The sequence below is a fragment of the Paraburkholderia bannensis genome, assembly GCF_014200455.1.
GTDB lineage: Bacteria > Pseudomonadota > Gammaproteobacteria > Burkholderiales > Burkholderiaceae > Paraburkholderia > Paraburkholderia bannensis_A.
Genome location: NZ_JACHBW010000027.1, coordinates 16,714 through 43,462, shown reverse-complemented (window position 1 = coordinate 43,462; position 26,749 = coordinate 16,714). Strand labels below are relative to the sequence as shown.

The 26,749-nt window shown below is 62.5% G+C and carries 32 protein-coding genes; 9 read left to right on the top strand and 23 right to left on the bottom strand.

Features of this window, described 5'->3' with window-relative positions:
• Position 1 precedes the first annotated feature (1 nt).
• The 12 genes from F4827_RS31145 to F4827_RS31090 all read right to left on the bottom strand — a co-directional run bounded on the left by F4827_RS31145 (position 2) and on the right by F4827_RS31090 (position 9,874).
• A complete protein-coding gene (locus F4827_RS31145) occupies positions 2-1,048 on the bottom strand; it encodes a CpaF family protein (protein ID WP_184123920.1) in 1,047 nt (348 codons plus the stop codon).
• A gap of 262 nt (positions 1,049-1,310) precedes the next feature.
• The gene (locus F4827_RS31140) at positions 1,311-2,528 is read right to left on the bottom strand and encodes a DUF2201 family putative metallopeptidase (RefSeq protein ID WP_183733880.1); all 1,218 of its coding nucleotides are present in this window, start codon (positions 2,526-2,528) and stop codon (positions 1,311-1,313) included.
• 7 nt (positions 2,529-2,535) lie between these two features.
• Positions 2,536-3,450 (bottom strand): hypothetical protein, encoded by a 915-nt coding sequence (locus F4827_RS31135; RefSeq protein WP_183733877.1) that lies wholly within the window; start codon positions 3,448-3,450, stop codon positions 2,536-2,538.
• Between the two features lie 170 nt (positions 3,451-3,620).
• Positions 3,621-4,646, bottom strand: coding sequence for an ATP-binding protein (locus F4827_RS31130; RefSeq protein WP_184123917.1), 1,026 nt, complete (start codon positions 4,644-4,646; stop codon positions 3,621-3,623).
• A 149-nt stretch (positions 4,647-4,795) separates the two neighbouring features.
• Positions 4,796-5,017, bottom strand: coding sequence for a DUF3717 domain-containing protein (locus F4827_RS31125; protein WP_184123915.1), 222 nt, complete (start codon positions 5,015-5,017; stop codon positions 4,796-4,798).
• A gap of 252 nt (positions 5,018-5,269) precedes the next feature.
• On the bottom strand, positions 5,270-5,734 hold the full coding sequence (locus F4827_RS31120; RefSeq protein WP_184123913.1) for a hypothetical protein: 465 nt from the start codon (positions 5,732-5,734) through the stop codon (positions 5,270-5,272).
• 8 nt (positions 5,735-5,742) lie between these two features.
• Positions 5,743-7,263, bottom strand: coding sequence for a hypothetical protein (locus tag F4827_RS31115; RefSeq protein WP_184123911.1), 1,521 nt, complete (start codon positions 7,261-7,263; stop codon positions 5,743-5,745).
• Between the two features lie 78 nt (positions 7,264-7,341).
• On the bottom strand, positions 7,342-7,773 hold the full coding sequence (locus F4827_RS31110) for a hypothetical protein (protein WP_311675302.1): 432 nt from the start codon (positions 7,771-7,773) through the stop codon (positions 7,342-7,344).
• A gap of 167 nt (positions 7,774-7,940) precedes the next feature.
• Positions 7,941-8,417, bottom strand: a complete 477-nt coding sequence (locus F4827_RS31105; RefSeq protein WP_183733849.1) for a hypothetical protein — start codon at positions 8,415-8,417, stop codon at positions 7,941-7,943.
• A gap of 2 nt (positions 8,418-8,419) precedes the next feature.
• Positions 8,420-8,821 carry a hypothetical protein gene (locus F4827_RS31100; RefSeq protein ID WP_183733852.1) on the bottom strand — a complete coding sequence of 134 codons (402 nt, stop codon included), beginning with the start codon at positions 8,819-8,821 and terminating at the stop codon, positions 8,420-8,422.
• A gap of 94 nt (positions 8,822-8,915) precedes the next feature.
• Positions 8,916-9,380: a glycine zipper 2TM domain-containing protein gene (locus F4827_RS31095; RefSeq protein WP_183733856.1), complete on the bottom strand. Its 465-nt coding sequence runs from the start codon at positions 9,378-9,380 to the stop codon at positions 8,916-8,918.
• A gap of 224 nt (positions 9,381-9,604) precedes the next feature.
• Complete coding sequence (locus tag F4827_RS31090; protein ID WP_311675305.1) at positions 9,605-9,874, bottom strand: hypothetical protein; 270 nt, start codon at positions 9,872-9,874, stop codon at positions 9,605-9,607.
• A gap of 94 nt (positions 9,875-9,968) precedes the next feature.
• Here F4827_RS31090 and F4827_RS31085 point away from each other — a divergent pair, with 94 nt between their 5' ends.
• The gene (locus F4827_RS31085) at positions 9,969-10,292 is read left to right on the top strand and encodes a DUF2471 family protein (RefSeq protein ID WP_183733859.1); all 324 of its coding nucleotides are present in this window, start codon (positions 9,969-9,971) and stop codon (positions 10,290-10,292) included.
• Between the two features lie 110 nt (positions 10,293-10,402).
• Here F4827_RS31085 and F4827_RS31080 read toward each other — a convergent pair whose 3' ends face one another.
• From F4827_RS31080 to F4827_RS31035, 10 genes are all read right to left on the bottom strand, one after another.
• Positions 10,403-10,888: a hypothetical protein gene (locus tag F4827_RS31080; protein ID WP_183733862.1), complete on the bottom strand. Its 486-nt coding sequence runs from the start codon at positions 10,886-10,888 to the stop codon at positions 10,403-10,405.
• A 159-nt stretch (positions 10,889-11,047) separates the two neighbouring features.
• The gene (locus F4827_RS31075; protein WP_184123909.1) at positions 11,048-11,857 is read right to left on the bottom strand and encodes a PRTRC system ThiF family protein; all 810 of its coding nucleotides are present in this window, start codon (positions 11,855-11,857) and stop codon (positions 11,048-11,050) included.
• Positions 11,854-12,489: a PRTRC system protein A gene (locus F4827_RS31070; RefSeq protein WP_184123907.1), complete on the bottom strand. Its 636-nt coding sequence runs from the start codon at positions 12,487-12,489 to the stop codon at positions 11,854-11,856. The genes F4827_RS31075 and F4827_RS31070 overlap by 4 nt, the downstream gene beginning before the upstream one ends.
• Positions 12,486-13,214 carry a PRTRC system protein B gene (locus F4827_RS31065; protein WP_184123905.1) on the bottom strand — a complete coding sequence of 243 codons (729 nt, stop codon included), beginning with the start codon at positions 13,212-13,214 and terminating at the stop codon, positions 12,486-12,488. The genes F4827_RS31070 and F4827_RS31065 overlap by 4 nt, the downstream gene beginning before the upstream one ends.
• 16 nt (positions 13,215-13,230) lie before the next feature.
• A complete protein-coding gene (locus F4827_RS31060) occupies positions 13,231-14,214 on the bottom strand; it encodes a PRTRC system protein F (protein WP_260184718.1) in 984 nt (327 codons plus the stop codon).
• A 47-nt stretch (positions 14,215-14,261) separates the two neighbouring features.
• Complete coding sequence (locus tag F4827_RS31055) at positions 14,262-14,462, bottom strand: hypothetical protein (RefSeq protein WP_221303882.1); 201 nt, start codon at positions 14,460-14,462, stop codon at positions 14,262-14,264.
• Positions 14,463-14,469: 7 nt separating this feature from the next.
• Positions 14,470-14,688 (bottom strand): PRTRC system protein C, encoded by a 219-nt coding sequence (locus tag F4827_RS31050; RefSeq protein ID WP_184123900.1) that lies wholly within the window; start codon positions 14,686-14,688, stop codon positions 14,470-14,472.
• A gap of 11 nt (positions 14,689-14,699) precedes the next feature.
• Entirely contained in the window at positions 14,700-15,167 is a 468-nt protein-coding gene (locus tag F4827_RS31045) for a PRTRC system protein E (RefSeq protein WP_184123896.1), read from the bottom strand.
• Positions 15,168-15,254: 87 nt separating this feature from the next.
• Positions 15,255-16,916, bottom strand: coding sequence for a PRTRC system ParB family protein (locus tag F4827_RS31040; RefSeq protein WP_184123991.1), 1,662 nt, complete (start codon positions 16,914-16,916; stop codon positions 15,255-15,257).
• Between the two features lie 214 nt (positions 16,917-17,130).
• The gene (locus F4827_RS31035; protein WP_184123893.1) at positions 17,131-18,189 is read right to left on the bottom strand and encodes an N-6 DNA methylase; all 1,059 of its coding nucleotides are present in this window, start codon (positions 18,187-18,189) and stop codon (positions 17,131-17,133) included.
• Positions 18,190-18,554: 365 nt separating this feature from the next.
• Here F4827_RS31035 and F4827_RS31030 point away from each other — a divergent pair, with 365 nt between their 5' ends.
• The 8 genes from F4827_RS31030 (at position 18,555) to F4827_RS30995 (ending at position 25,098) form a co-directional block, all read left to right on the top strand.
• Complete coding sequence (locus F4827_RS31030) at positions 18,555-19,274, top strand: hypothetical protein (protein ID WP_184123890.1); 720 nt, start codon at positions 18,555-18,557, stop codon at positions 19,272-19,274.
• Positions 19,275-19,424: 150 nt separating this feature from the next.
• The gene (locus tag F4827_RS31025) at positions 19,425-19,616 is read left to right on the top strand and encodes a hypothetical protein (protein WP_184123887.1); all 192 of its coding nucleotides are present in this window, start codon (positions 19,425-19,427) and stop codon (positions 19,614-19,616) included.
• A 6-nt stretch (positions 19,617-19,622) separates the two neighbouring features.
• Positions 19,623-19,949 (top strand): hypothetical protein, encoded by a 327-nt coding sequence (locus tag F4827_RS31020; protein WP_184124000.1) that lies wholly within the window; start codon positions 19,623-19,625, stop codon positions 19,947-19,949.
• Positions 19,942-20,688, top strand: a complete 747-nt coding sequence (locus tag F4827_RS31015) for a DUF1173 family protein (protein ID WP_184123885.1) — start codon at positions 19,942-19,944, stop codon at positions 20,686-20,688. Before F4827_RS31020 ends, F4827_RS31015 begins: the two co-directional genes overlap by 8 nt.
• A gap of 87 nt (positions 20,689-20,775) precedes the next feature.
• On the top strand, positions 20,776-21,996 hold the full coding sequence (locus F4827_RS31010; RefSeq protein ID WP_184123883.1) for a DUF1173 family protein: 1,221 nt from the start codon (positions 20,776-20,778) through the stop codon (positions 21,994-21,996).
• Between the two features lie 631 nt (positions 21,997-22,627).
• Complete coding sequence (locus tag F4827_RS31005) at positions 22,628-23,272, top strand: hypothetical protein (protein ID WP_184123880.1); 645 nt, start codon at positions 22,628-22,630, stop codon at positions 23,270-23,272.
• 2 nt (positions 23,273-23,274) lie between these two features.
• Positions 23,275-24,315, top strand: coding sequence for a phage Gp37/Gp68 family protein (locus F4827_RS31000; protein WP_184123877.1), 1,041 nt, complete (start codon positions 23,275-23,277; stop codon positions 24,313-24,315).
• A gap of 111 nt (positions 24,316-24,426) precedes the next feature.
• A complete protein-coding gene (locus tag F4827_RS30995) occupies positions 24,427-25,098 on the top strand; it encodes a Lar family restriction alleviation protein (protein ID WP_184123874.1) in 672 nt (223 codons plus the stop codon).
• Positions 25,099-25,335: 237 nt separating this feature from the next.
• Here the strand turns inward: F4827_RS30995 and F4827_RS30990 are convergent, their stop codons facing one another.
• On the bottom strand, positions 25,336-26,481 hold the full coding sequence (locus F4827_RS30990; protein ID WP_184123871.1) for an integrase domain-containing protein: 1,146 nt from the start codon (positions 26,479-26,481) through the stop codon (positions 25,336-25,338).
• Positions 26,482-26,749 lie beyond the last annotated feature (268 nt).

Genomic DNA, 26,749 nt, shown 5'->3' with positions numbered 1-26,749 from the left:
TTTAAAAAACGCGTTCGAGGATGTAGTCCCCGTCGTGGGCGCCCCGCACTTCGAGGATTTCGGAGACGTGGCGCAACTCGCCCGTGCGCTTCATGTGCACGACGTAGTCGAAGCAATTCGCGATGGTCTCGCGCAGGTCGGCGATATCCATGCGCGTGCCAGAGGGCATGCCGAGCATCGCGAGGCTTTCGAGCCGTCTCAGGCCCACACGCGCGTTGCGTGAGTGGACCGAGCCCATGCCGCCGTCGTGGCCAGTACTGAGCGCCTGGATAAAGTCATAAGCCTCGCCGCCGCGCACTTCGCCAACGATGATCCGGTCGGGGCGGAACCGCAGACACAGCGCCACGAGCATCTGGGTCGTGACGCCGGTATCGGTGTTGGAGAGCAGGCGCAGGCGGTTGGGAACCGTGAGCTTGAGCTCCATGGTGTCTTCGATGCTGACGACGCGGTCCTCGTCGGGGATCTCGCCGCCCATCGCATTGAGCAAAGTGGTCTTGCCGGAAGACGTGCCGCCCGCGACCAGAATGTTCTTGTGCGCGCGCACGATGTCGCGCAGTGCGCGGCGCAGCGATTCGTCTTCTGCGCCTTCGGGGAAAAATCTCGCAGTTTCGTCCTGGCGCGCGTGCACCCGCGAAAACGCGCCCATCTTCACGTAGTCGTCAAGCGACAGGTTCTGGTCCCGGTGCTTGCGGATCGAGAGCGCGTCGCCGTCGATGGCGGTCGGCTTCATCACCGCCGCGATACGCAGGTTGCCGTGACCCGCGTTGAGGATGCCCTTGTCGGTGCCGGCTTTCGCGCTCTTCTCGACTGACGATGCGAGCGAGTGGATCGCCCCGCTGAGCATCGCCGGATTGATTTCGAGGTCAAGGCGGGTGAGCACGCCACGACGCTCGATCCAGATCTCGCGCGGATTGTTCACCATCACTTCTGCAATGTCCGGCGCGTCGAGATACGGACGCAGCGGCATGAGCGACGCGAAGAACATATCGACCGCGCTCTTTTCGAGGCGGTTGAATCTCAGGAGGGGGCTATCGGCAGCTTCGGACATGCAGCTATTTTTCCGGGGCGCTGCCCGCGCGGCGGACCAAAAGAGCCGCGATATTCGTTACCTTTTCGGGGTGTCGAAAGACGGGCGCGCGTTTTCACGCGACAGCTGCCGTTTTGCAGGCGCCTGCAACGGTTTTGGCGGAAAGCTGCATTTTTTGTGGAGCTTTTGATTCTTGACGACCGGCCGATGCAACGCGAAGGGAATCTCCGGGCGAAAAAAAACCGGCTCACGAGGAGCCGGTTGGGTTGAAGAAGTTGGGCGATCAGACAATCACCTCGACCATCTCGCCGAAGGGTGCCGGCGCGATGCGCGCCAGCGGTGTCGTGGAACCCCACAGCACCGGGTACGACGGCACCTGACCGGGAAAACGACCGTCCATGTCCGTCAGATAGACGAGAAACGCGGGATCGATGTGCTCGCGCTCAAGCCAGTCAAAGGGTGGAATGAAGCAGGTGCCTCCTCCTCCCTTGACCGGTGCCAGTTCGATCGGGTCGCCCCGCTCGAAGACCTGCACCTGCGTGATTGCGGTATCGCAGTCGAGAACAATCAGCCGTGCGGGCCTGACCGTCTCAGCCACGTGAATCACCTCGCCCGCGAACTGCTGCTGCGTCTCGTCGAAGACCGATCCGCTGGCGTCGCGCACGAACACGGCGTCGCCTACAGCAGGCGAATGCAGTGAAGGTAGATAAAAGCCCAGATGCAGATAACGACGGTTAGGCATGGCAAAGCTGTAGTCGTCGTTCGTCACCTGCTGCGCGAAACGCATCAGGATTGAACGCCAGTCCACAGACGGCTCTGCTGCCGTCTCTGCCATCGCCTGCAGGTCGCCCGGGAGCTTGCCGCGCATGCGTGCCGCTTTCGCAGCCTGCAGCACGGCGACCTTCCATTCGGTTTCCTTCAGGTCGACGTCCGGGCCCGGGTAAGGGCGAACCTCGCCGCAGGAAGGCGGTGCATCGGAATCGGGAGCCGCTGACGGTGTGTTCGCGCCGTTCGCGGGTGCCTGCTGGCCACCGGACTCGCTTGCAGCTGCATTCGATGCTGCATTAGCGCCCGGCTTGCCGCCAGACTTCTCCTTCTCCTGCTGCCTCGCCTCCTGCGTGAGGATCGCGTAAATCTCCTCGGCCGACCTGCCGTGAAAGCGCACGTCGTCGAGGTGTCCTTTGGGCAGAACAAAGCCAGCGGACTTCACGATCGGATTGATCGCATAGTCGCAAGCGTCATTCCACCTTTCGGGATCGCGGTGCCCCTGCCGGAAGCAGTGGCCGTTCGCAACATGCAACACTTCGTGAGCGAGCGTGCCGCGGCATTCAAGATCGTTGAGGGTCGCGAGAAACGCCGGGTTGTACCCCAGCGATTCCCCATCGACCCAGAACGTCCTGCATGCCGGATCCTCGACCACCTTCAGGCGCAGCGCCAGCGCCCCGAAAAACGGCTCGTCCATCACCAACGCCGTGCGCTGCTTCGAGATGCGCGGATCCATGGCCACCTCACGCAGCGATGCGCAGTTGCGGCGCGACGCCCGGCGTATGCACCGGCGTCTCCGGCCTGCCGCCCATGAAGGCTGCCATGAGGTCCTCGATCTCGGTCGCCTTGGCCGCCACCTGGCTGCGAAGCACCTCGGACTCCTTCAGGTCGTTGCCCGTATGCACCGCAAGGTGGCGATTGGCCTGTTCGAGAATGTGGCGCAGCTGCGGGTCGTCGCTGAAATTCAGCTTCGGCAGCAAAGCGCACAACTCGCGTACGTTATCGGCCACGTCGATGCGAACATTGCCGGTTGCGTACAGCCGGTTGGCCATCGCCGACACCGCATCGTAGAGGCGGCGAACGATGTCCTGGTTCGCGTGCTCGATCGAGCGCTCCACGTGCTGGTCGATCTCGCCGCGCAGGCTCGTGAGGACGTCCGCGGGCAGATCGACGCCGAACTGGCTGGCGTCCGGGAACGGCAACACCGACATGCGAACGCCGAACTTCCCGCCAAGCTGCGCGAGCGTCGGATAGTCCGCCTCGTTGAAGAGGCCGTTCATCTCCTGACGGGCCTGTTCCTTGAGATCGAGGTAGTCGGTCAGGAAAACCTGCACGGCCAGATCGAACTCTTCCTTCAGTTTGCGCATCTGCGCGGCGAACTCCATGTAAATGCCGGTCGGCAGCAGGCGCACGGACAGCTGGTCGTATTCCAGCGTGTGATCGTAGAAATGGCGGCGGATACGACCGCCCAGCGAAACCGCTTCCCTGAAGCTGGGAGCGTGTTCGGGCAGCAGCCGTTTGTTGAAGCGACCAATGCCTTTCGTTGCATGGCTTTTTTCAACCTCCTCGGTCACCTTGAGATCGAAGCGGCGCGCGGCCCACGACGAGACGTTGACCGAGCAGAGCATGACGCGCGACTGGATATTGGTGATGTTCATGGAAGAACTCCAGAAAAATAGAAATGGGATGAATCGGGAAAGGGAAATGCATTGCGAGGGCCGCGAAGCGCGCCCACAGGCAACGGGAAACAGCGAAGGGACTGAAGAAACAGCGAGGAGACGGGAAAGAAGCCGGAATGAAGCAGCGAGTCGGCCGGCGGGTGCGACGCTCAGCCTTGAATCAGCTTGCCGATCGGACCACCCTGCGCGCGGATGAAATCGTGCGTATGGGCAATCGCGGGCGTCTTGCGTAGCGCGTCGGTCACGAGCAGCGCGGCGAATTCGCCCACGCCGCCACTGATCATGCGCTCCGTGTAGGTCGCGATGCGGCCGAAGTTGCCTTCGTTCGCATACATGGCCAGCGCTGCGCTGATTGCGTAGAGGGCCGACGGCTTCTCAGGAATGGGCGCGGTGTCGGGCGTCGCCAGAATGGCATCAGGCGAAGGCAACTGACGATAGATCTGGATGAACGCGATCAGCTCCGTGGCCGCTGCCTGCCCGACCGACCCTGCATAGGAGATCAGTTCGAGTTCCGGCGGCACGACACCCATCGTCTTGGCGACGAACCCCCAACTACGCGGGCTCGGCGTTGCTTCGATGTCGCGCGTGGTTTTCTGCACGGACAGCAGATCCGGGCGGAATCGCAGGAATGCGATCAGCTCTGGCGCGATGTGGTGAGCAACAGCCCAGGCGGTCCATTCGGCGATGCTCGCCTCCAGTTCTACAACCGTCGCAAAGCGCGAGATCAAAGGATCGAGGATGCCGCTGACACCCGCGTTGTCGTTACGCCGGTTGGTCGCGGCGAGGAACGTGACGTTGTCGGGCAGCTTGTGCTCGCCGATGCGGCGGGCGAGCAGCAACTGCATCTTGGCCGCCTGAACGGCCGGAGAGGCCTGTCCGAGATCGTCGAGAAACCAGATCAGCGGGCGCTTACGGGGTTGGAGCGCGCGCTCCAGATCGCCGAACGGCAGGAAGCGTGCCGACCGTCCATCCGCCGAAGCGAACGGCAGCCCCTTCGAATCGGTCGGATCTTCGACGACCGGGTGGCTGATCATCAGATCGTGACCAACGGCGTCAGCAACCTGTTCGACGATATCGCTCTTTCCGATGCCCGGGCGTCCCGTGATGAGCACCGGCAGACGCTTCGGGACATAGGCGGTGAGCAGCGCATTCAATTGAGTGGCGTTGACTTGCATGGTGAGGTTTCCTGTGCAGAAACCCCGCGCGAGCAACGTCCCCGCGGGAGCGTGTCCCGGCGGGGTGAATGGATAACAATAAAGACGCCGCGATGCGTTACATCGCAGCAGCTGGATAGAACGATGCGCCTTGCAGCGCCTGAGACGGATTACAGCGCGGCCGCGAGGGCTGCGCGTTGCTGCGGGGTAAGCGATGCGTGTTCTACGCTTGCTTCGCCCCGGTAGATCATCAGCTCGTAGACGTCGGCCAGTGCGCGTGCTTCTGCGCACAGCACCGGGTTTTCCGCGTCAGCAGGAGGACGGCGTTCGCGCCAGTGGTTGATCGCGCATTCGATCTGCGCAATGCTCACAGGATCAGGTTGCTGGTTCATGGAAGCTCCTTTCGGAGAATTCCCGGAAAGCCGCGCCCATGGGGACGAGGTCCCTTCCAGGCGGGTTGTGATGCCGGACTCGCCGGCGCTGTCGATGCGTCAGGGACGCGGGTGATAAACAGCAGTGTAGGTGCGTCGCGCGACATGGAGCGCGCGCAATCATGCCGATTTCGATATGGCTTTCGCGCGTCGGCCCGAATCGCACAGACGAAAAAAAACCGGCGCACGAATGCGCCGGTTGGGTTCAATGAATCAGCCGATGGGCAGGCTGGACTGGGCGGTTTCCCGCGCACGTATGCGGGCAAGCATGGCCGCCTCGCGCTCGCGGTGCAGACGGGACTTCTCCTCAAGCACACCGTTGTGCTTCTCGGTCACGTACGTGAAGTACACCGGCCGTGCCGGGCCCGGCCATCGACGCCACTCCTCGGCGATCGCTTCGCGCATCGCGGGCGGGCACGCGAAGTACTCGCGACGCGCCCCGCGCCACTGCGAAGCCTTGAGATCACGCCAGCGCTGGTCACTCACGGAAAGCTGACGCTCGCGTCGCGCGCGCTCCTCTGCGACAGGAAGCGTTGCCCGGGGCTCAAACTGCCCGACAAACAGCGGATAGTCGCGCGCGATTTTTTCAGCATCCCGCGCCTCCCGGCGCAGATACATCGCTTCCTTGCGCGGCGTCCAGCAATACCCTTGCGGGCGTGGCTCACGATCGAAACGCATCGCGGCCCCTATGCTGCGCGAGGTTCAAGCAGCGCGCGCGCATAGGCGAGCGTGCCGTCCCGTGCGCTCAACGTGCGCATGGCGCTCTCGTTGTCACGGGCGAGCGCATACCTGCGCGCCGCACCGCGTCCGTAGCTGCGGATGGTCGAGAAGCCTTCGCTGATCGCGCGATCGACGTGCTCGGCGCCCGACAGCTCGCCGTGCGACGGACCGACGTAGCGCGCGCGGCCTGCAACTTCGCGCGCGTGCTGCAGGTCGCTCTGTGCATTGCGCGCCGCCTTGCGCTGGCTTTCTTCGCGCTCCCACTGCGCCTGTGCCTCTTCGTTAAAGCCGCACAGCAGGAAGATCGCGCGGCGGCGCTGCGCTGCCGTCACGCCGGTCAGCTTCACGCCGTAGACGTCGCGAAACGCCTGCTTGCTCGAGCGGTTGTGATCATCCGCGCGATCCAGCACTTCCAGAAGCCTGCCGACATCGCGGTTGGCCAACGCCCGGGAGAGGGAGTTGCCATACTCGAACGTCTGACGGCCGTGTTCCAGTCGCGCGATATCACAACGATGGCGATGTGCACGCTGGCTGATGCGGCCTTTGTTCAGCTCCTCGTCCGAATGCGCAATCGCGCGGGCGCGAAGGTGGTCGGCGAGACGCTCACGCACCCGAGCGGCGAGCGGCGTGATGGGCTGTCCAACGTCGACGGGCGTGCCATACCGTTCCGGCAACGCCATATCGTCGATCAGCCCATGCGCGTGCAACAGGTTATCGACTTCCGGATACGTTGGCGCATCCGGCAACAACCGCGCGAGCAGGGTCAGGATATCGGCATTGCCCGAATCTACCGCCTTGCCCTCCCCTCGCATGACACCGAGGATTGGCCGCAGTTTCCCGACGGGAATGGCACCGCGCAGTTCGGGCAGACGGACCAGCGTTTCGGCCCATTCCAAACCATGCCGGAAAGCGTCTGCGTCAGCGCGATACGCATCGAGCACGCGCTCTGGCACCGGCAGATCGAGCGCAAGCGCGTACGCCACCTGGACTGCGTGGCCACTGTTCGTCTCGCGCGTGCCGGGAATCGTTGGGCCGCAGACGGCGAACCCGAAGATCGACGCGATGGCTTCCGAGCAGAGGTCAGATAGGAAGAAGCGGGTACCGCGTTCGCGGGCGCGCGTTTTTTCCGCTTCGATCTGGTCGAACGAAAGCAGGCGTTGCGGCGAGCGGCAGACGTCGACGAATTCGAAGAGCGCCTCCCACTCTGCGCGATCGACTTCCCACGACTGGCGCTGCTCGCAAGCGTCGCCGACGAACGCCACGCGTCGATGCTCCTCGAGCATCGCGGTGAGCATCTGTTCGGCGGTGCCCGCCTGGCGGATGGCCAGCACGCCGTTATAGCGCGTCACCGTCACACACGCAGGCGCGCCGGTGAGCACGATCTGCGGCGTTTCGGTTGCGCGCACGCGCTCGTCGCGAAACAGTGAGAAAAGACCAACAAGGGACGATGCAGTGAGCACTGCGCCGGGGATGGACAGCGTGTACATGAATGATGGCTCCAGAAGCGCGAGACATCACCCATCGGGGCGATGCCCCGCAAGGGAAAGAGAGGAAGTGAAACTGCGTCAGTCGATTTCGAGCAGGCGCGACATGGCGGCCGCGACAGCCCAGGCGTGCGTACGCGTCAGCGTCTTGATGCGCAGGAGCGCGACGCTGCTCCAATGACCGCCATCGCCCGCCTTGTGCAACCGCACATGGTCGATCTGGACGAGCCAGCCTTCCGAGCGGCCGATGGCCACAGAGAGGCACAGGCGCGATTCACCCTCGACGACGACCGGCCAGAGGGCATCCGCCTTCAAACCGTGGAGCGAGTCGTTCGCATCGTCGATCCAGTTTGCGGCAACAACCCATTCGGGTTCGAGCTCGGCCTTGCGCAGACGCTGTTCAATGCGTGAAACGACTTGTGCAACCGTCTTGCCGACGGTCTCAAATGGCACTGCGGGACAATCCAGTTCGTAGGTATTCATAGGGATGGACCGGAAAATAAAAAGGGCCACACCCGAAGGTGCAGCCCTTGAATTGAGACGGCCAGTTGAAGCTGGCCGGGAATCGAATTAATACCCGCGGCGTTCGCGGTCAGCCTTACGGCCATTGTGGTTCATGATCAGCCCGAAGCCGCCAAAAAACACGGTAATAGCCAGTACGAAGAGAGCCATGCCCATAATTATTCTCCGTCCATGAAGATAATCCCTAGATAAAAGAGTACCACAGCGGCGACGCAAAGGCTGCCGATCGCAAGGTCGTTCGCAAGATTCCACTGCGACGTTGAGTGCCAGAATCCGACCGCACCGATAGTGGCACCTGCGGATAGCGTATGAAGAAAACGCCCGGACTGCTGTCGTTGATCCTTCGACGGTTGCATGGCTATTTGACGAAACTGCGCCATGATGCCTTTCTGGTGCTGCCGGACAATCTGCCCGGATCTCAAGCGAAAATCCCCGCTCGATGTGAGTTCCATCGAAACGGTTTGCCCGCGACACGTCGCCGTGACCACCGGCGGCGCTTCGGTTACGTCCAGCTCGCGAAGCACCTGCTTGAGCCGATCTGAAACGTACACCTGCCCATCCTTTTCACGCCAGGTCGCGCTGTCGGTGATGGTCAGGCTGCCGGGAAACTCCACCTTGATATTGATGATCTCCACGGTCACGGCTCCTGGCGACGTTCAGCATCGAGGCCATTGGCCAGCCGCAACGAGCTGAGTAGTGACTCGTAGCCCTCGCGGGTTCCAAGCTGCTCGGCCGTCACGACGTTGTCGCCGCCGCCAGACAGATCGGCCCGACCGCGACGCGTACGAAACGACATCGCCACGGCCTGACGCGCAGGCGAATCCGTCAATTCGACGATGAGGCGGTCGGTGTTGAGCGTGACACGGCAACCGCCGCCGCGACGAGCGGGTTCGGCCTTGATGTCATGCTCGCCGACACGCAGGCGAAGATCGCCAGCCACACGGTGCAGGAAGCCGCGTGCGCGGCGTGTGAAATTCGCGTCGCGCACCGCACCGGCGCTATGGCGGTCGGCATGCATCACGCGGTTGATGTGATCCATAAATCCCTCGGAAAAGAAAAAAGGCGGGACGTCCTTTCGGAACGCCCCGCCGTGCAGGAAGACAAACCGGCGATTGCCGGCACAACGAAAAGCGTCAGTGCGTGACGCGCAGGCCCGAACTCGTGTCCACGAGGAGCACGTGATCGCCGGGCGAGAAAAGCTGGTCGTCGGGCTGCGGAACGACGCGCAGCGAGCCGTCGGCCTTGCGGACGACGATTTCCAGACCAGCGGTGCGGGAGAGCGCGGCACTCACGTGCTGCGCAACGAAGTTCGACGCGGCACCGGAAAGCGCGGCCGCGATGTAACGGCCACGGCCATTGCCGATGACCTGGGAACCCAGGAATGCACCGACGCCCGCGGTCACGAGGTTTTCGAGACCGGAGCTGCCGGAACCTGCCTGGATGGTGATGCGGCGTACACGAACCACAACAGCGGGTTCGAGCGTGCCGGCCCGCTGGACGTCCGAGCGCTGATAGACATCGGGAGAACCGAAGTCCGTCATGTTGGCGCAGCCAGTGAGGATCGAGAGAACAACGACGGCGATGAAAGCGCGGATCATGGTGATTGCCTCAGATGAAAATGGGCAATCGCCCCAACAGGGTGGATTGCCCTGTCGGAAAGGAAGGTGGTGATACAAAAGTGGGCGGATGCCCGGTTGGCCTGGTCGGCCGGTACAGAATTGCCCGTGGCAGCATGCTGCTGCGGGTAGGTCGATGCGTCAGGGACGCGGGAAGTTAGGACAGTATGGAGCGGCCATGCCGCGACGGAGGCCGGAATGCTCGCCTAATCGCTATCGCTTTCGTCCGCGACCTGCCTGATGGCCCGTGCGCGATGCTCGGAGCAGCGCAGCCCGGATTCAACGCAACTGCCGTCACACCCCTTGCAAAAGTGGCGGTCGCCGACCGCCGCAGCGTTCCACGTGCGGCCAGTCGGTAGCCGGGTGCCGAACTCCATGCCGTTTTCGCATGCGAAAAACACCGGCTCCCCTGCCCGGCCGCGGCGCACGATCGCGTTGATCTCTTGTGCGCCGAATGCGTCGCGCAGCGCGTTCACGAAGGCGCTAATCTCGGGCATGGGCGAGTCGGGTTTGGCCATGATTTGAAAAGGCTGTATATTTATACAGTATTCTACCTGTGGAAATCTGCCCATGTACGAAGAACAACTGGCCATCGAGCGGCGTCGCGCGCGCTTCAACGCGGACGTTGCGCAGACGGTCCGCGTGATAGCCGAGCGCTATCGCGCGAGCGGCGCAGTGCTCACGGGCGATGTCGCGCGCGCCATTCTTGACGAGGCGTTCGCCGACGTGGGCCTGGCGTCCCGGTGGCCCGACGATGCGATCGCCGCGCTCGCAAGTAGCATCGACATCCCGTCGGGCGCTGCACCTCTGGCTCAAGGCGGCCCCTCGCAATCCAGTCCGCTGCTCCAGAGCATTTTCACGGTCTTCGCTTCGCCAGTGCACGCCGACGCATAAGCGGCGGACGAAAAAAAAGCGCCGCCCGCGTAAGCGGGACGGCGCTGTATCAAGAAACTTCAGGCGTGACCCCGAGCAATGTAGCACCGCTTTTGCGGTGCAATGCACGCTCAGACATGCAAGCCGTTCGGCACCTGACGAACCTCGCGCCGCTGCGGCCACGACAACCCGAGCAGCGCGAGCAGCAGACCGGCGACATCGCAGACCATCTGCACAAGCTGGTCCGTGTCGCCCGAAGCCATAAACTGCCGGCCGTCGTACAGCCCGGTCGACGTCACCAGATACAGTACGGCGAACACCAGACCGAGCAGCATGCGATTTCGGGTCGTCGACAGCACAAAACCCGACCACCACAACGCGAACAGCGCGCAGGCTGCGCACGCCGTGATGACATGCTCGATGCCAGCTGGCGCCCAGTGCCCGAGATAACGGACTTCAAGCAGGCGCAGCCAAGCGTGGTGCGGTTGGGCAAACCCCCACAGGCGGTGCAGGCCAGCGGCGGTGAGCAGTGCGATGGCGAGAACGATTGCGAAAACCCGTTGGCCCAGCGTGCGGGCAAAGCGGGCGTCGGTGGTTGCGGAAAAGAATTCCGGCATGGACAGCTCCTTGTAGAAAGGGAAAGTCGTCGGACGTGAATCGGTATCCGGTCGGGCGGGATTGCCTGACGCGAGTGAGATGTCCAACACACAGGTATAAGGAAGATAGGGCTGCATGCCGCAAAGAAATTTGCGGCATGCAGGATGAGGCAGAAATATCTACTGGCCGGACGATTTTCTGCGGCGAGCCGGCTTCTGCGCGGGCGGCGCGTCGTAACCGAAGCGCGCCCATGCTGCCGGGTCGACCGGAACCGGATTCGTGCGCCCCGTTGCGAGGTTCACAAACACGGCCGAAAACGTCAGGCCGCCGTTGCGAAACAACGACCACAGCAGGTTGAACGCCTGCACCGAGATCGCCTGGTTGATGACGAGCGACTGCTTGCGCAGCGCGTCCGCCATCGAACACGACGGAGTGTCGTCGCCCTTGTCGTTCTTCGCGTTCAGCATGTCCGGGAACAGGTCGCCCACATGGGGTAGCCTGTCGTGCCGGGGCTTGCCGAATTCGCCCAGAATGACCTGGCCGCGGTCCGTCTCGTTGCCGCAGTCGAGGTAGTACCGCACGCTCCCGCGCTTCGCCGCCTGCACAATCGCGTGACGCGCACGCCGCGAGTCCACGCAACCGATGACCAGATCAGCACGCAGGCTGATCGTGGAATCGACGCGGCGCGGCGCAGCCACCCAGTTCGTTCCCATGAGCAGGTTCAGGCGGTTCACCAGCAACGTCGCCTTGTACTGGCCGACGTCGTTCGGATAGAACCCCTGCCTGCCCACATTGAACTCGCTGACCGTGTCGTCGTCGTACACCGTGCACTCGATACCGCCCGGGTGCCCGAGTTCGACCATCGCGTGATGCAGGCGGGCGAGCGACGGAAGCAGCGCGCTGCCCGTTCCACCCGCTCCGACGACTACGACCTTCCAGGCCCGACCGAGCATGTCAGCCGGCGTCGCATGTGCCACGTTCGCGCTCATGCGACCTCCCCTGAGAGGGCCGCCAGCCACTTCTGCGGCACCCCGCCTGCATCCTCAAATCGTCCCTTTGCACACAACCGCAAGGCGATAGAGGGTGCGCGATCGCAATTGCCCAGCACGAGCGCAAGCTTCACGTCGTGCTGGTCATCGCGATCATCGGTCGACGAGAAATAGGCTTTCGAGTGTCCGTGCGAATGGCAGTCTACGACGAGCCACTCATCATCGCGCAGCACGGGTCGGTCGTAGTGCAGATGACCAGGACCATGCGACAGCGCGGGAAGCGGCAACAGACGAAACTCGCCCGTTGCCGCATCCCACACGATCCACGCGCCCGCTTCGTTGGGCAACGCCGCGCGCGCCATGGCCGCAAACTGCGCCACCAGCACGGCGGGCACCGCGCCACAAAGCAGTTCGGTCTGCTCACTGGCCACGCCATACGGCACCGGCGTGCGCCAGTTAAACGACGACAGCCGCCGTACGACACGCAACCAGGGACGGCTGATCTCCAGAAACACGCCGTCGGCCGCAACAAGCAGACGCTCACCGGGCTGGGTCATGGGCGCCACCGGTTCACGCGTGGGCACCATCACGGACGGAAACGAACCCTGGAGAGCAACATCGATCGGATTCATGCTGCACCTCCGATCTTGCCCGCCACCAGCTTCCCGGCCGTCGCCCCCTTCATCGGAACGAGCACGTCGAGCGGAAACGCCTCGAACCTGCCGTCAAGCATGTCGGTCCAGAACGCATGGAAACCAGCGTCGTAGTTGACCCGCTTGCCACCGTGGTTCGGATGGGTGAACGCCGAGTTGAAAAAGCCTTCCTCCCAGCCTTTGATGGCGGCCACCTCGATGCGTCCCGGCACCTTCGCCGACCCGATGCAGATCTGGCCGTGGTCCCAGGTGTTGAAATAGGGCGGCTCGAAAAGCGCCGTCGCTTCCTCTGGCCGCGTGTCGCCCGCCAGCGCAAAGACACGAAAGCCTTCGACGCCAGCCTGAAAAACGAGGCCCGGATGCGTCACGACCGCCGATCGTTCGCCCACCTTCGGGCATTTGAAGAACACGCGGCGCGACACCGGCGGACACCACCACGTCACCGCGGTCGACGTCACGCCTAGCACCGTTGCCGGTAAGAACTCGGCCGCTGGCGCCGCATTGCGGTCCAGCTGCACAAGCGCATCGAGCATCGCGCGACGATCGAGCGGGCGTCCCGCACCAATCAGCGGGCGTCCGCTTTTGACCTCAGTTGTGACGGGATGCACGGTCGCGTACTCCGCGCCGTTTTGCCCTTCATACACGAGCAGCGCACGCGCGAGCGTGACATCGTTGCCCGTCTGACCAATGGATACACCGTTCATAAGAAAACTCCTGATATCAAGGGCTCACCACCAGCGCCAGAAGGCGGTCAAGGCGGCGAAGCATCTGGAAGGCAAGGGACCATTGCGCGTACTGCTCGCGGATACCCTTTTTCGTTTTGGAAAATGTGATGAAGCGCTCGAACTCCGTCGCTTCGCCCGCCTGATATTCCATGTTCACGTGATCGTCGAGAAACTCGCTGATCGTCGCGTTGGCTTCGAGCACGAATGTGCATCCGGAATAGATGGCGCCGGCGTGATAGCCGTCGTTCAGGAGGGGCCGCTTGCCCGCCGCGCCCAGCAGCAGGCGCAGCGCAACAATCTCGCGACAGACGGCACTCACCATGCCGGACGATGTCGAAGCGAGCTCACGCAACTCCCGAAGGGAAAGATCGGGCTTGCATGAGCGTCGACCTGTGACCTTCTCAGGGCAGCGGATTTCATCGGGATAGACAAGCGGACGAATAACCGACGGCAGATGAAGCGAAATCACTTCCTGGTCGTTGCCGTAAGCCTCCTCCAGCCAACCGCGCGCTTCATCATCTGTTGCGCTCTCGTTGCCTTCCCAGTCTCGACACGCCTTCTCGCTGAGAAACCAGCCCGGCGTGCGGATAGGCACCGTACGGAATGACACCTGATCCACCACCGAGAAGAGCGTGTGAAGAAGCAGTGGATGCGCTTTGCGCAAAGGCTGCGCAAGCGTTCCCATCTCGTGAACCCACTCGTTGTCCAGCGTCACGCCGAGATGCAGCGCAGACGTCGGCTCGAACTCTTCCTTGTCCCAGCGATACTGGATCTCGTCATGGACCGCATTTGTGTCACAGAGCACGACGCCCATCGAAATGAAGCGCAGCGGCTCGGGCAACTGACGACGAAACCAGGCGAAGAACGCCTGCTGGAACGCGTCGGCCGGACTGGTCGGCGCAACGACGTCGGATGCGCGCAACGGGGAGTGCCGGAACTGCTCAAGGACCAGAGCGTCGACGTCTGAATCCGGCCGCAACCTGATCCTCGCGACCGGCGGAACATCGTGGCCGACATCCGGCAACGTCAGAACATCAGTGGCAGGTCGATGTCTGGCAGCGGCAGCGCCCGCCGGTTGCCAGGTCGGACCGGAGCCTGCATCGAGCGCCCGATCATCTGATGAAGGATCGAAGAGCATTTGGCAACCTCGTCGTCATGTAAAAAAACCGCCCCTTCGGGCGGTTCCTGGTTGAAGCCTTTCGCCGGATCGGCGAGCAGCTTGAGCAAGGCGTCCTTACGCATGGGCGCCCTTGGCGCCAGCGGCACGCACGAATTTGTAGATCGCAACCTCCCCCGCGAACTCCGGACCATCAACCGAGGCGGTCGTCAGTTCGGGGTATTGCGCGGAAAAGAGATCACGCACATCGTTGGGCGTGAACGCAGGGCCGGGATCGGCGAACTTCATGCCGTTGTAGGTGAATTCGCGAATGAGCTTTGCGACGCTGATCGTCATGGCCGCGCTCCTCAAAGAAGATTGAAGAGATCGGTCTTGCCGTCGTCGGCAGCCTGTGGCGAAGCGCCAGCGTCCGCGGGGTTTGCCGCAGAACTGGTCTCCTCGCCTGCTGCGTCGTCAGCTTCGTCAGCATCGTCATCGGTCTGCCCTGACGGCGCGGGAAGCGCCGGCTTCGCCCCCTTTGACAGTGCCTTCTGCGCCTTGCCAGCCTGCGACTTTTCAGCCGCCTGCAGGATCTCGGTCGTGGCACTCACCTGCTCCGCGAGTGAACGGTGCGCGCCTTCGAACGTCTGCAGCGCCTGCGCGAAACCCTCATCGAGTTCGGCAGGCGTCGCGGTCAGTACCAACGGCTGGCGCAGCACGGCCTCTTTCGAATCACCACATGGCACCACGACCACCGACATCTGGTCGCCTGCCATCTTCATCGTGAGCGTGACCTTGCCGGTCTCGCGAACGAACGCTTCGAGTTGCTGGAACATAAAAACCTCGCTGAAAAGAAAAACGCCGCGCAGTCCATGGACTCGCGGCGTAAAAAGGAGAAGTCGCAGCGAACGCCGCGACGGGGATCAATATTTCAGGACCTTCAGAACCTTGCCCGTGTAGTCGAAGCCGTCAACCGAGAGTAGTGCGTCGATGACTTCGGATTTGGACTTCGCGAATACCTTCTTGAAGTCCTCACCCATCGCCGCGCGCAGCCCGAGTTCGTCGGCCACGACCTTCATTTCCGACTTCGTGATCAGCTCCAGAAACTCCTTGTCGAGTTTCCAGTGCTTCGCGAGATCGAGCTTGTGGTGACGGCACATCGTCATGAGATAGGAGACATCGACGCCCTGGATCGCGGACAGCGTGAGCGCAATCATCAGCTTCGCGGCGTTGTCGGCATCCAGCGTGGCGGCCGCGCTGGCCGCCACGCTGAAGTCGCCCACAGACGGCTTGTCGTCGATGAGCCGCTCCCAGACCGTATTGACCGGCGCGGGCTCGATGCTGCGCGCCTGACCGGTCGCCACGATCGCAAGCAGATAGCGCTGCGCGAGCGCCGGATCGACGCTCACTTCACGACGCAATGCCTTGCGCCAGAGCGCCACGCGATACGTCTTCACGCGATCCGATTCGGCTACGACCGTTGCTTCCGGTGCTGCCGTTGCTGGCTTGTCACCATTCGCGGGTGAACTGGCCTTCGACGAACCGCCGGACGAAGCCGCTTTTGCGGCCGCCGTTTCCGGCTTCTCGCTCTTGATGCGCGCCGCCACCTTCTTCATGTTGCAGACGGTGTCGAAACACTGGCCCTTGTAGACCTTGCCAAGCGAGTCGGGCAGACCGCTCACCGCCGCGCCGAAGTTCTGGCATGCGTAGCACGCCTTCGATTGTTCGACGCCCACGCCCTTCGGACCTTCTGCGACGAGCTGAACGCGCGTGTGGTTGTCACCAGTCCGAACGATACGCACGGTCTGGAACTCTTCGCGCAGGCCTGCGGCCGTCGCATCGAGTTGCCGGTCCGTCTTCTCGTTGTAGCAGGTGCGGTTTGTGCAATTGCCGGTGCCGATGGACTCGCCGAACATCTCCGCCTGGGCGGCGGAGTTGTGCTGGCAGCCAGCGCAGTCGGTCTTGTCGAAGATCGCAGAGGAAAGCGAGCATGCGGCTCGCTCAAGCACAGCCTTCAGTTCGGCAACTGTGCGCCCTTCCTTCACGATGACGGGCAGAAGCTTGTCCTGCTGCTCCTTCGTGAAAGCAGCAAACAGTTCGGCGTGGCCGAGCTTGATGCTGCGGGTGTTGAGTGCTTCCAGAACGGACACACTGCAGTTCATGAGCGCAAGCCGGGAATCGAGCACGGCGCGGGACCAGCCAAGCTGGCGCGCCGCTTCGTCACGGTCACCGTGGCAAAGGCCGACGATCTCAGCGGCGGACACCGCTTCTTCGGACGCGGCCATATCATCGCGCTGGATGTTTTCGATGAGCGCGATCGCGCGCGCCTCGGCGTCATCCAGCTCGCGAATGACGACCGGCACCGCGTAGTCGTCGCCATGGGCGGCTCTCGCGGCGCGGAGACGACGTTCACCACAGACAAGTTCGTGGCGGCCGTCACCGATCGGACGAACGAGAACAGGCTGAATGATGCCCTGCTCGCGAACCGACGCAGTCATCTCCTCCATTTTCGCGGGATCGAAATACTTGCGCGGATTGCGGCCAGTCTGGATATCGCCGAGGCGAAGGGTAAGAGCTTGTTGCATTGCGGGTCTCCATAGAGGGAACCCGCGACCCGACCGGGAAGAGGATTCCCGAGGGCTAGATAAAGAATGGCCGTGATGGCCGGTGTCGATGCGCGTGGAGCGCAGTAGGTATTGCAACGATATCGCGCCGGAAGCTGCCGCCGTGCCGGAAAAGATCGCCGATTCAATACGGCTTTCGCCAATGAAAAAGGCCCGGAAAGATCCGGGCCGTGGGTCAAAAAAGTGCCATCTGGTCGATGACATCGAAGATGTCGCGCTCACGCGGTCGCGTGCTAACGATCTCTTCAAACATATCCGCCAGGCCAACCGAAGCCTGGGCCTGCACAGGCCGTTCAAGCACCGCCAGTTCGCCTGCCTCTTCGGCTTCAGCACCGGCTACGGCCACGTCATGGATTGCGGCTTCGACCTCCACGACCGGGTCGGGAATGACCTCCTCCGACGATGCCGGCGGCACCTGCTCGTCGCCCGGCTCGTCCTCTGACGACGACGCGCCCATAAGGGAGCGCATCACATCGAGCGTGCGACGTTCGCGAAGCTTGCGACCCCAGCCGCCGAGAACGTGCGCGGGCGTGAACCAATGCCCCCACACCTCCATCGTCAGCGCGTTTCCATGCACCACGATCGCGGGAATGTGCAGAAGCGCGAGCTGAAGATACGTCATATTCACACAGCAGGAATCAATATCTATGCACGTGGCGTGCATCGCCTGCTGGTAGTTCAGCCCGGCGTCGTGAAACGCCTCGGCCGTCGCAATGACCATTCCACCAGCGCCGCAAGCGGGCTCGTGGACGCGGGCGAAGCCCTGGGCATCAGCACGCGCGACGGCATCACCGCCTATCATGCCTGCCATCAGCTTCGATATCGCATAGGGCGTAAAGAACTGCCCGCTTCGATCGTTACCGAGCTCCAGCATCATGTACGTCTCACCAAGCACGTCCGTCAGGTTCGATGCCATCACACCCCGCTCCCGCGCCGCGGCCATAACGGACACCCGCTTCTCGAAAGCGAGCGTGAGCTCCGCGAACATCAGCGGAAAGCGCTCGACCTCTTCCTTCCTGTATTTGCCGACGATTTCCAGATACCGCTTCTCGCGTGCGTCGAACTGCGCGCGGTCCACGCTGTTGCTCATCGTGATCGCGGCCATCTCAACGAAATCACGGAAAACCGTGTCGAGGTGATGCCCGTACGAAAACTGCTTGATTAACGAAACGAAGTTGCGCTGATGCTCGTCGGCGGTGTATTCAAATTTGTGCTCTGCGCTCTTGCGGCTCATGCCTGCTCCTGAATGAAGACGAGGCATGGCCCTGCGGGGCAGTCATGCCCCAGAGGGTAAAGAAATGGCTGGCAGATGCCAGCAGGTCGATGCGTCGACGACGCAGTAGTAAAGCAAATCGTACCGGAGTGCTGGCGTATCGGGCGCGAGAAAGGGCCACCTCTCTGACGTGCTTTCGTATTACTGACCCAAACACGTTATCCACAGAAACGGTGGAAAACCTTGTGGAGAAACGCAGCCCCAATAGCCGACAGGACAGACTATGAGAGCGCTATCGCGCGGCTTTTCAGGAATTGTCCCTTGCGTCGTCACCGGAGAATGAATGCGCGGGCAATCACCCGCCCGCGCCCTCTCATGGAGACCCTATGCCTGATCTTAAAAAACGTCACCCCTCGCTGGGCTCGGCCAGCTTCGCTCTGGCGACTGCGGCGATCGTGTTCTGCCTGGTTTTCTTCACACGCGCCGCGCCGCCCGGTGCCCGGGGACTCTGGCATATCGTGTGCCTCTCACTTGCCTGTGGTCTGGCCAGCGAGCTGCTGCGGCTGGTCTGGTTGCATTCCCTGCGGCGTGGCATTGCAGCGGCGGACGACCGTATCGTGATGAAGGTCAGCGTCAACGGTGTCGAGGTGGGCGCCATTCCAGAGCCCGTCTACGCCAGAATGCGTATGGAGAGCGCGAATGACCCGCGAAACTATCTGGCTCAGGCTTTCACCGTCGTTGGCGCGCTGTCTCGTCACGCGCTTCTGGCCTTTGGCGTCACGATGTTCGTCATTGCCGCCTACTTCCTCGAATGCTTCCTCATGTTTCCGCAGGAGTCAACGCGCGAACTCGTCACGATTTTTGCGCAACCGGCAGCGCGTTTCGACCACATCGCCACGCTCGCCGGTCTGCTTCATGCGATTGCAGGCATCATTGCCTCGCTGTACGGTATTGCCTTTTTTCTTATCGCAGGCACGCGGCTGCTCTTCTGCCCGCCGGAATCGCTGCTCAGCGCCTTCCATAACGACCTGCTACGCCGCGTGCGGCTGACCGTCGGCACGCCTGTCAGTGGTCCGATATCAGTTTTCCGCGCGCGCCGCGCCTGAACATCCGGTTTTGCAGGCGCCTGCAGCCGTTTAGCCGGAATGGTGCAGTTTTTGTGCAGCTTTCCGGCTAATTCGGCGACAACGAAAACGAACGCGATTTCGTTGAGCTTTTGCCCTTCGATTGCCCCGCCCTCGCGCCATGATCGTTTCATGGCCCCTCCTTCTTCAAATGACGCGCACTCTATGAGGCTGCGCCGCGTGCAGTACCAGACGGGTCCGACTGACTGGGGCGAAGGCGTTGTCACCCAGCACGATCTGGACACCGGCATGGTGATCGTTCTCGATACCGAGGACGGTTCCTTCTGGCGTGGCCCCCAAGATTGCGTCGAAATCGTCGCCTGAGCACTTATGTCATTCCGCGAAATGTTGCTGGCCCTCGCCGTACCTGTTCTTCTCTGGTTTGGACTCAGCCGTATCTGCGATCTGCTCTGGCATCGCCCCTGGATTGCAGGTGCCGTCCTTTGCGCGCTGATCCTGATCGCCAGCGTCCTTGCGCTGGTGAATACCGTGCGCGAACGACGCGCAGCATACAAGGCCGGCGAAGAACTGCGGCAGATGCGGCTTTGCTACCCCGCCTGCCACGTCAAACGCCTGCGTGGCGGCGATTGGTTCCTGACCGATCGCGCGACCGGGCGCGAATATGAAATCCCACGCGAGGAAACCGCTGATGCCTGATTCCAAATCGCTGCTCCCGATCCTCCAGACACTGTGGACACGCTCAGGCTTGTCCCGTTGGGCCGGCACATCCATGTCACTCAGCTGGACGACCGTACATGGGCTGATGTTCAACGGACTCGGTGACGCCGAGCGCCGCTGCGGTGCGAGCATCACAGGGATAAACGACGAGGGGGAAATACGCGGCTCCCTCTTCGGGGAAATCATCGCGGTGACACCGGCACGGGACGGGTATGCGATTACCCTGCGCTATAAAAATCAGCGCTGCTATGCCACAGCCGAGCTTGTCGCGCATGCACAGACGGCATACGCCCACGCATGGCGTGCCATTGGCGAGCCGTATTCAAGCGTAGTCGCGCTGCTTATCGTTGATCGTTCTCCGAAAGGACATCTTCGCGTGCTCGATCTCGCCGCGATACTGTGTTCGGCCACTTTCCTGCCGTGCGAATCCATGCACGATGTGGCAATGGCTAACCGCCTTGTGGCCGAACAACGCTTCTTCGAAAAGCCTATCCGCATGCACCCGGTGGACGACGCCTTCCCGGATTTCGTGTTGCTGGATACACGGCCCGAGACGCACATCGAGGCGTACGGTGGGAATGACCCGGTTTCCGACGCGCGCCGCAGAAAGAATAGACAGCGTCTGCGCGCCGGGCGCGATGTAACAGCCATCGAATGGAACATCGACAGCCAGTCGCCGGACGATGTTGCACTGCCACCGCCGGGCAGAAACGCCTGATTTCACCGCGCACAACGTAGCAGGCCATGTCCCTAACACCTATGTCCCTTCCCGCAAGGTCGTCAGTCGTCTCTACGGCGGATGCCAATGGCTGACGTCTCGTTTTCTGGCATCCGGGTTTCGCTCGCCGACGTTCAGGAGCATCCGTCGCGCCATGCACGCGCTCTCGAACGCGCGAAAGTCACGCCGGGGTACGCGCTATGCCACTGCCGTGAACACGCCCCGCGAAAACTCGTTATCCGGCGTTACGGCTCATTGTTTCACCTTGCCGGATGGCCGGACGACGGCATGCACCACGTCGAAGGGTGCGATTTCCGCAAGGATGCACAGAGCCAGACCAGCGGCAGCAACGACAGCACCGCGGCGATCATCGCGGGCCCGGACGGCTTGAATGTGCGACTCGACGCCTCGCTCATGCAACGGGACACACTCACGTCCTCCGACCGCACCCGAAAGGCCAACGGAAGCGCTCGGGCGTCGCGCCGCAGCGCGCCGCTCCTCGCTTTCATCCAGACGCTCTGGCACAGCGCCGGGCTCACTTCGTGGGCCGGCGCCTCGATGGCGCGGGGCTGGGGCGCGGTCAATTCAATGCTGCTGGCTGGCTTGGGCGAGAACGCGAGGATCAACGGGGCTGCCGCCGACGATACGCTCCACATCATGCGCCGCTTCGAAGAAAGCGGCCGTGATGCGATCAATGCCGAGTTTGATGCGTTTATGGGCAGGATCACGAACGACGGGAACACCTCACGTCGCGCGCTGATGCTTGGAGAGATCGGCGAGGTGGCAACCACGCAATATGGCTATTCCATCACGCTGCGCCAGCGCAAGCAGCGCTATTTCACTTCGACCCAGCTGGTCGAGCGCGTGCAGAAGTCCTACTCGCACGCGTGGCGTGCACTCGGCGAGCAAAGTGCGCGCGTGATCGGCCTGCTGCTCGTGGAGCGCACAACGAAAGGACATCTGCGCGTGGTTGATCTCGCAGCGATGCTGTGTTCGTCGGCGTTCCTGCCCTGTGATTCCATCCACGAAGTCGCAATGGCGAACCGGCTCGTCGCAGAGCGTCGTGTGTTCGAGAAACCAGTACGTTTGCAGCCCGAGGACGACATGCTCCCTGATTTCGTGTTGCTCGACACGCGCCCGCCCACACACATCGAAGTCTACGGAATGAACGGGCTCGCGAGCTATGAGCGCCGCAAGAAGGAAAAGCAGCGCCTGCGGGCCGAACGCTGCATTCCCGCCGTCGAATGGAACATCGAGCGCGACAACCTGACCGATGTCAGCTTGCCGCCGGCCGTCTCAAAAACCTGAATTCGTCGTGCGGGAGCTACTCAAATGAAGCGGCAATTCGACTGCGGTCATCGTGGGCTCGGCAAGTTCTGCCACCGCTGCGCGAATGACGCGCGCGCCTGTCTGCTGGCACAAAAGACCGCTGAGGATTGTCGCGCCCTTAGACCTCAAGCGACTGTGGTGGCACAGACAAATCATGCTGCTCGTCGCTCGCGAAGGGCGGCGGTGCAGAAGCAGGCCAGGGACGCTGCGGCAACCCGCAAAGCGGCGCTCACAAGCGCGGCCTCCCGCGCCCCCCTGGATCTGAGCGCTGCCCGGCACTTGCCAGCCGTCCTGGGCCGCGCTTTGAACATACTTGCCCAGCTTGAGGCGGGAGTGCACCCCCTGTCGCTGGACGCTCGTGTACTAGCCAGCCGCGGAGGGGACTTCTCCGTGCCAGTCGGTCTCAGGCATCGAATACTCGTTGATTCGCACTCGATGAAACCCGTGTGCTTCGTGACGCACGAAACGTATAACGGCCTCGTTTGACGAGGCAGGGTTCCCACGCAGACGATCTGTCCGATATCAGTCCGCCATCGCCGACTGCGCGAACTTGACTTTGCACTCACCCCGATAGGCTTTAAGCGTCACCCTCGCCTTCGGGATCTCAACAATGAACCACGACCTCAACGCCCTCGTCGCTTCGCAGGAACTCGAAACCGGGTTTCGCCAGCGCTTTCCCGGCGCCCCTGCAGATACCGTCACGGTCCAGGCAGTACAGGCCTGGCTCGACGCCCAGCCTCCCCTCTATCGCAGTCCATTGCAGGCAGCAGCCTCGGCAACGATTGCCGCGTGGCTTTACCGTCGCTCGCTCGAACTCGTCAGATCGGGATTCCAGTCGCTCGACAACCAGCGCTGGAGCACCGCGCGCGAACTGTGCCGCGCCGCGGATATCCTGATTGCAGCCGACGCCGATGTGCCGGTCGAACCCGAATCCCGCTACGGCAGTTCCCCCCGCCCTGCGCGTGAACGCGCCGGCAGGCTCTTCGCGACGATCGCGAGCGCGCGCACGAAACTGCTGGCGATACCGGAATCGATCGCGCGCACGGGCCTCTCGAACGCACTCGACGATGCCGAGCTGCTCGCGCGCGACGTGATCGATAACCCGGTGCCGGCCGACGTGCTCGATGCGCTTGATCGCATGTGCACGCCGCTGGATAAATCGATCGCTCACGGCCCGCCGGCCACTGATGATGCGCGCGCGATGGAGACGATCCGTGCCTATGTGATCGGAGACAAAGCAGCGAGGAAGGCATAACCATGGCCGAAAATTCCAGCATCGAATGGACTGATCACACTTTTAATCCGTGGTCCGGATGTGCAAAGGTGTCGCCTGGCTGCGACCACTGCTACGCAGAGCAGTTAATGGATAAACGCCTGCACAAGGTGGTGTGGGGTCCTGGCGAAACCCGTGTGCGAACATCCGCCACGAACTGGCGGCAGCCTATCCACTGGAACGCTGCGCACGCATCCTTCTTCGCAAAGCATGGCCGGCGTCAGCGGGTTTTCTGCTCGTCGCTCGCCGACGTCTTCGACAATGCCGTCGATCCTGAATGGCGCGTCGACCTCTTCCGCCTGATCGCGAAGACGCCCAACCTCGACTGGCTCCTGCTCACCAAGCGTATAGGCAACGCAAGGGCGATGCTCAACGATGTGGTCGGCGAACTGTCGTGCGGCGTCAACACGTGGGACGAGCGGGCGTGGCCGGGTGTGTGGATAGGCGCCACGATCGTGAACCAGACCGAAGCAGATCGCGATATACCCAAGCTGCTCGACACGCCCGCTCACGTGAAATTTCTGAGCATGGAGCCACTGCTCGGGCCGGTCGATATTCGTGATTACCTGACGCCGGGGTGGCCGCACTGCGCGACCGGCTTCATCCAGGACGCGCGGTACGAACCGGGCTATTGCGCCACGTGCGCGGGACACGTGAGCGATCCCATCCATCTCGCCGCGATGCACGAATGCGTCGACTGGGTGATTGCCGGCGGCGAGAGCGGCCCGCACGCGCGCCCGATGCATCCAGTGTGGGCGCTAGATCTCCACGCGCAATGCGCCACCGCCGGCGTACCCTTCCTGTTCAAGCAATGGGGCGAATGGCTACCGCGCGCGGACGTTGCTGACAGTGGCACGCGAAAGCCGGAAGGGGTCTGGTTGAGCACGGAGGGCTACGCCTATGGCGACGGTCTAGCGGCACAACGTGAGCCCGGCGACGCGAGCATGGTGCGACTCGGGAAAAAATCGGCAGGCCGGCTTCTCGCCGGTCGCGAACATCACGCGTTCCCCACCGTTGCCGCCTAAAGGAAAACTTTGTAGCGGTCTACCAGGATTACCGTCGCCTGTTCGAGCTTTTGTAAAGCAGGCGCTCGCGCAATAATCTGGGCAACATTTCAAATCAGCCCTGAGAGCGCCATGTACGAGCAACTTGTCCCGTGTGACCATTGCGGCGGCCGACCCACCATCGGCCGCTCGCAGCGTCTCATTGCCCCATGCCCTGACCCGATTTACGATCCGTCCCGCTGGGGCAGGTTTGCCGGGCCGCCGCGCGTCGGCGACATCGCGAGACGTCCTCCCGAGGCACCGGAGACCGAGCCACTGGTCTGTATCTACTGTGCAGAATGCGGCATGCAGACTCCGTGGCAACCGTGCCAGGAAGATGACACGGTGGCACGCAATACCGTCGCCGAAATCTGGAATCGAAGGCTCAACCGGCCGGAAGCCGAAAAGTCAGATCTGCAACGGCTCGTCGAGCGCGAACTTGGCGTGACCGATATTCCTGCGATCATCGAACTTGTCTCGCGACTTGAAGGCGACTGGTCGGAACTCGGGCCGATGGTGAAGATGATCGCGCGCCGACTCGTCGATGCCACGGTCGTCTCATTCGATTCGTGGCCCATTGATCCGGTGCTCAACGACGCCGCGCGCTACCGCAAGCTCGTCCAGCTCGCGAAATGGGTCGAGATTGAGGGCGAGCGCTATGCCCAGTTCCCAAATGTCTATACCCATCCGGAGCATCAGGACATGCTCTACGAAGATGCCATCGCGGCGGCCGTCGACTCACTGCCCGACCGCGACCGCTGGTGAGCGTTTCTGACGGGCAAAAAAAAGACCGGCCAAGGCCGGTCGAATAGTGTTCTGGCTGTTCCGAGGGCTTGCCAGAACCTGAGAGACAAAATTATTTTGCCGTAAAGGCTTCCCCACCCCTCCCCTGTATCGTTCGTTTCTTGACCGTCATTCGCAGCGGTCTGCAGAACGTTTGCGTTTGACGAGAGTGTGCGGATATCTGCGCACACGCAACGTGCGAAAACACACGCTCACTGCTCACTGTTGCGCGGCAACGGCCCCATCGAGCAGCCGGTATAGCGCCTGTCGGGAGATCCCCAGCGCTGCCGCCGCGTGCGTCTTGTTTCCACCGGCGGCCTCGACTGCGGCCCGTGCCTGGTCGGCGGTCGGATTGGGCTTCGCCAGCCGCTCCTGTTTCGCAAACGTCGAAAGGTAGGCGTTCGCCTTGGTCACGCGGCTGTGACCAGCCGCCTCGACCACGCGACGCATGGCCTGCGCATGCAGTTCCGGGTCTGGACGCGCGCCCGATTGCTTGATCGGCGCGGCCACACCGGCGGTGCGCTCATAGACCTCCTGCAGATACTGATGTCGCAGACCATGACTCGTCACGCCGAGGCCAGACTGGGTAATGCCGTGCCGCTTGAGCACATGGTAGTAATGGTTACGCCACTGCCGGAGTGTCCGGTCGGCCGGCACCGTCGAACCTGTCATCGGATTCGACAGGCCGGCCGCAGCCTCCAGCACGGCATATTTCTCCTCGATCGGCACCTCGCGCTCGCGACCGCCTTTGGTCCCGCGTGTGACCTCAAGCAGCTCCATGTCTTTCACTGCGCGCACCGGCTGCAACATGAAGCTCTCCTCGATGCGCAGACCAAAGGCCGCCTGCAGCTTCAACTGCACTGCGACCCGTGGGCATGTCGCCGCGATCTCGGCAATCTTCTCGTGTGCGCTCACGCCGTTTGCCTCCCACGAACGATCGACCTCCGCCACATAGGAGCGCACGAGGCCGTTTTCCCTGCGGTCCACGTAGTCGTCCAGCTTGCCCACCAGATTGCCCTTGCCCATCCATTCGCAGAGTGCGCGCAGATACGTCAGCTTGTTTTCGATCGTACCGCCGCTCTGTCGCGCTTCGACCCAGTGATTGATCAGCCATTCGACGTGCTTGCGCCGCATACTCCACGGGCTCGCCAGTGCGTAGCCGCCCTCTCGCAATTCCACGAGCGCCGCGCAGATCCCGCGCACACGGTATTCCTGCGTCCTGATCGACAAGGGCTTCGCGCTGATGCGCGTCTTGCTGTGGACACTCGACACATGCTCGTCGAGCAACGCGATCAGCTCAGCCGACACCGTGGGCGTAAGACGGTAGCCTCGCACCACGGCCCGCACGTTCAATATTGCTGCCATGTTTTTCTCCGTTGCGCTGTCGCGCCGCGCGTTTTCGCGACGACCCGAACCACGTCCCCAGCGGCTGCGGTGTGATGTCCCTGCCAGACATCGCCATCGCGCGCAGAGGTCTTCATCCTTCGCCAGTTACCAACCGGCTTCGCCGATGCCCCCGGCGCGGGGTTACTGCCTTCCTGTCCTTTAGCGATTCCATCCGATCAGCCCGACGCACGGAAGAGATGCGTTCCGACTGTCCACCTTGCTGCGGCACGGGCCCGACCTGCGCTTC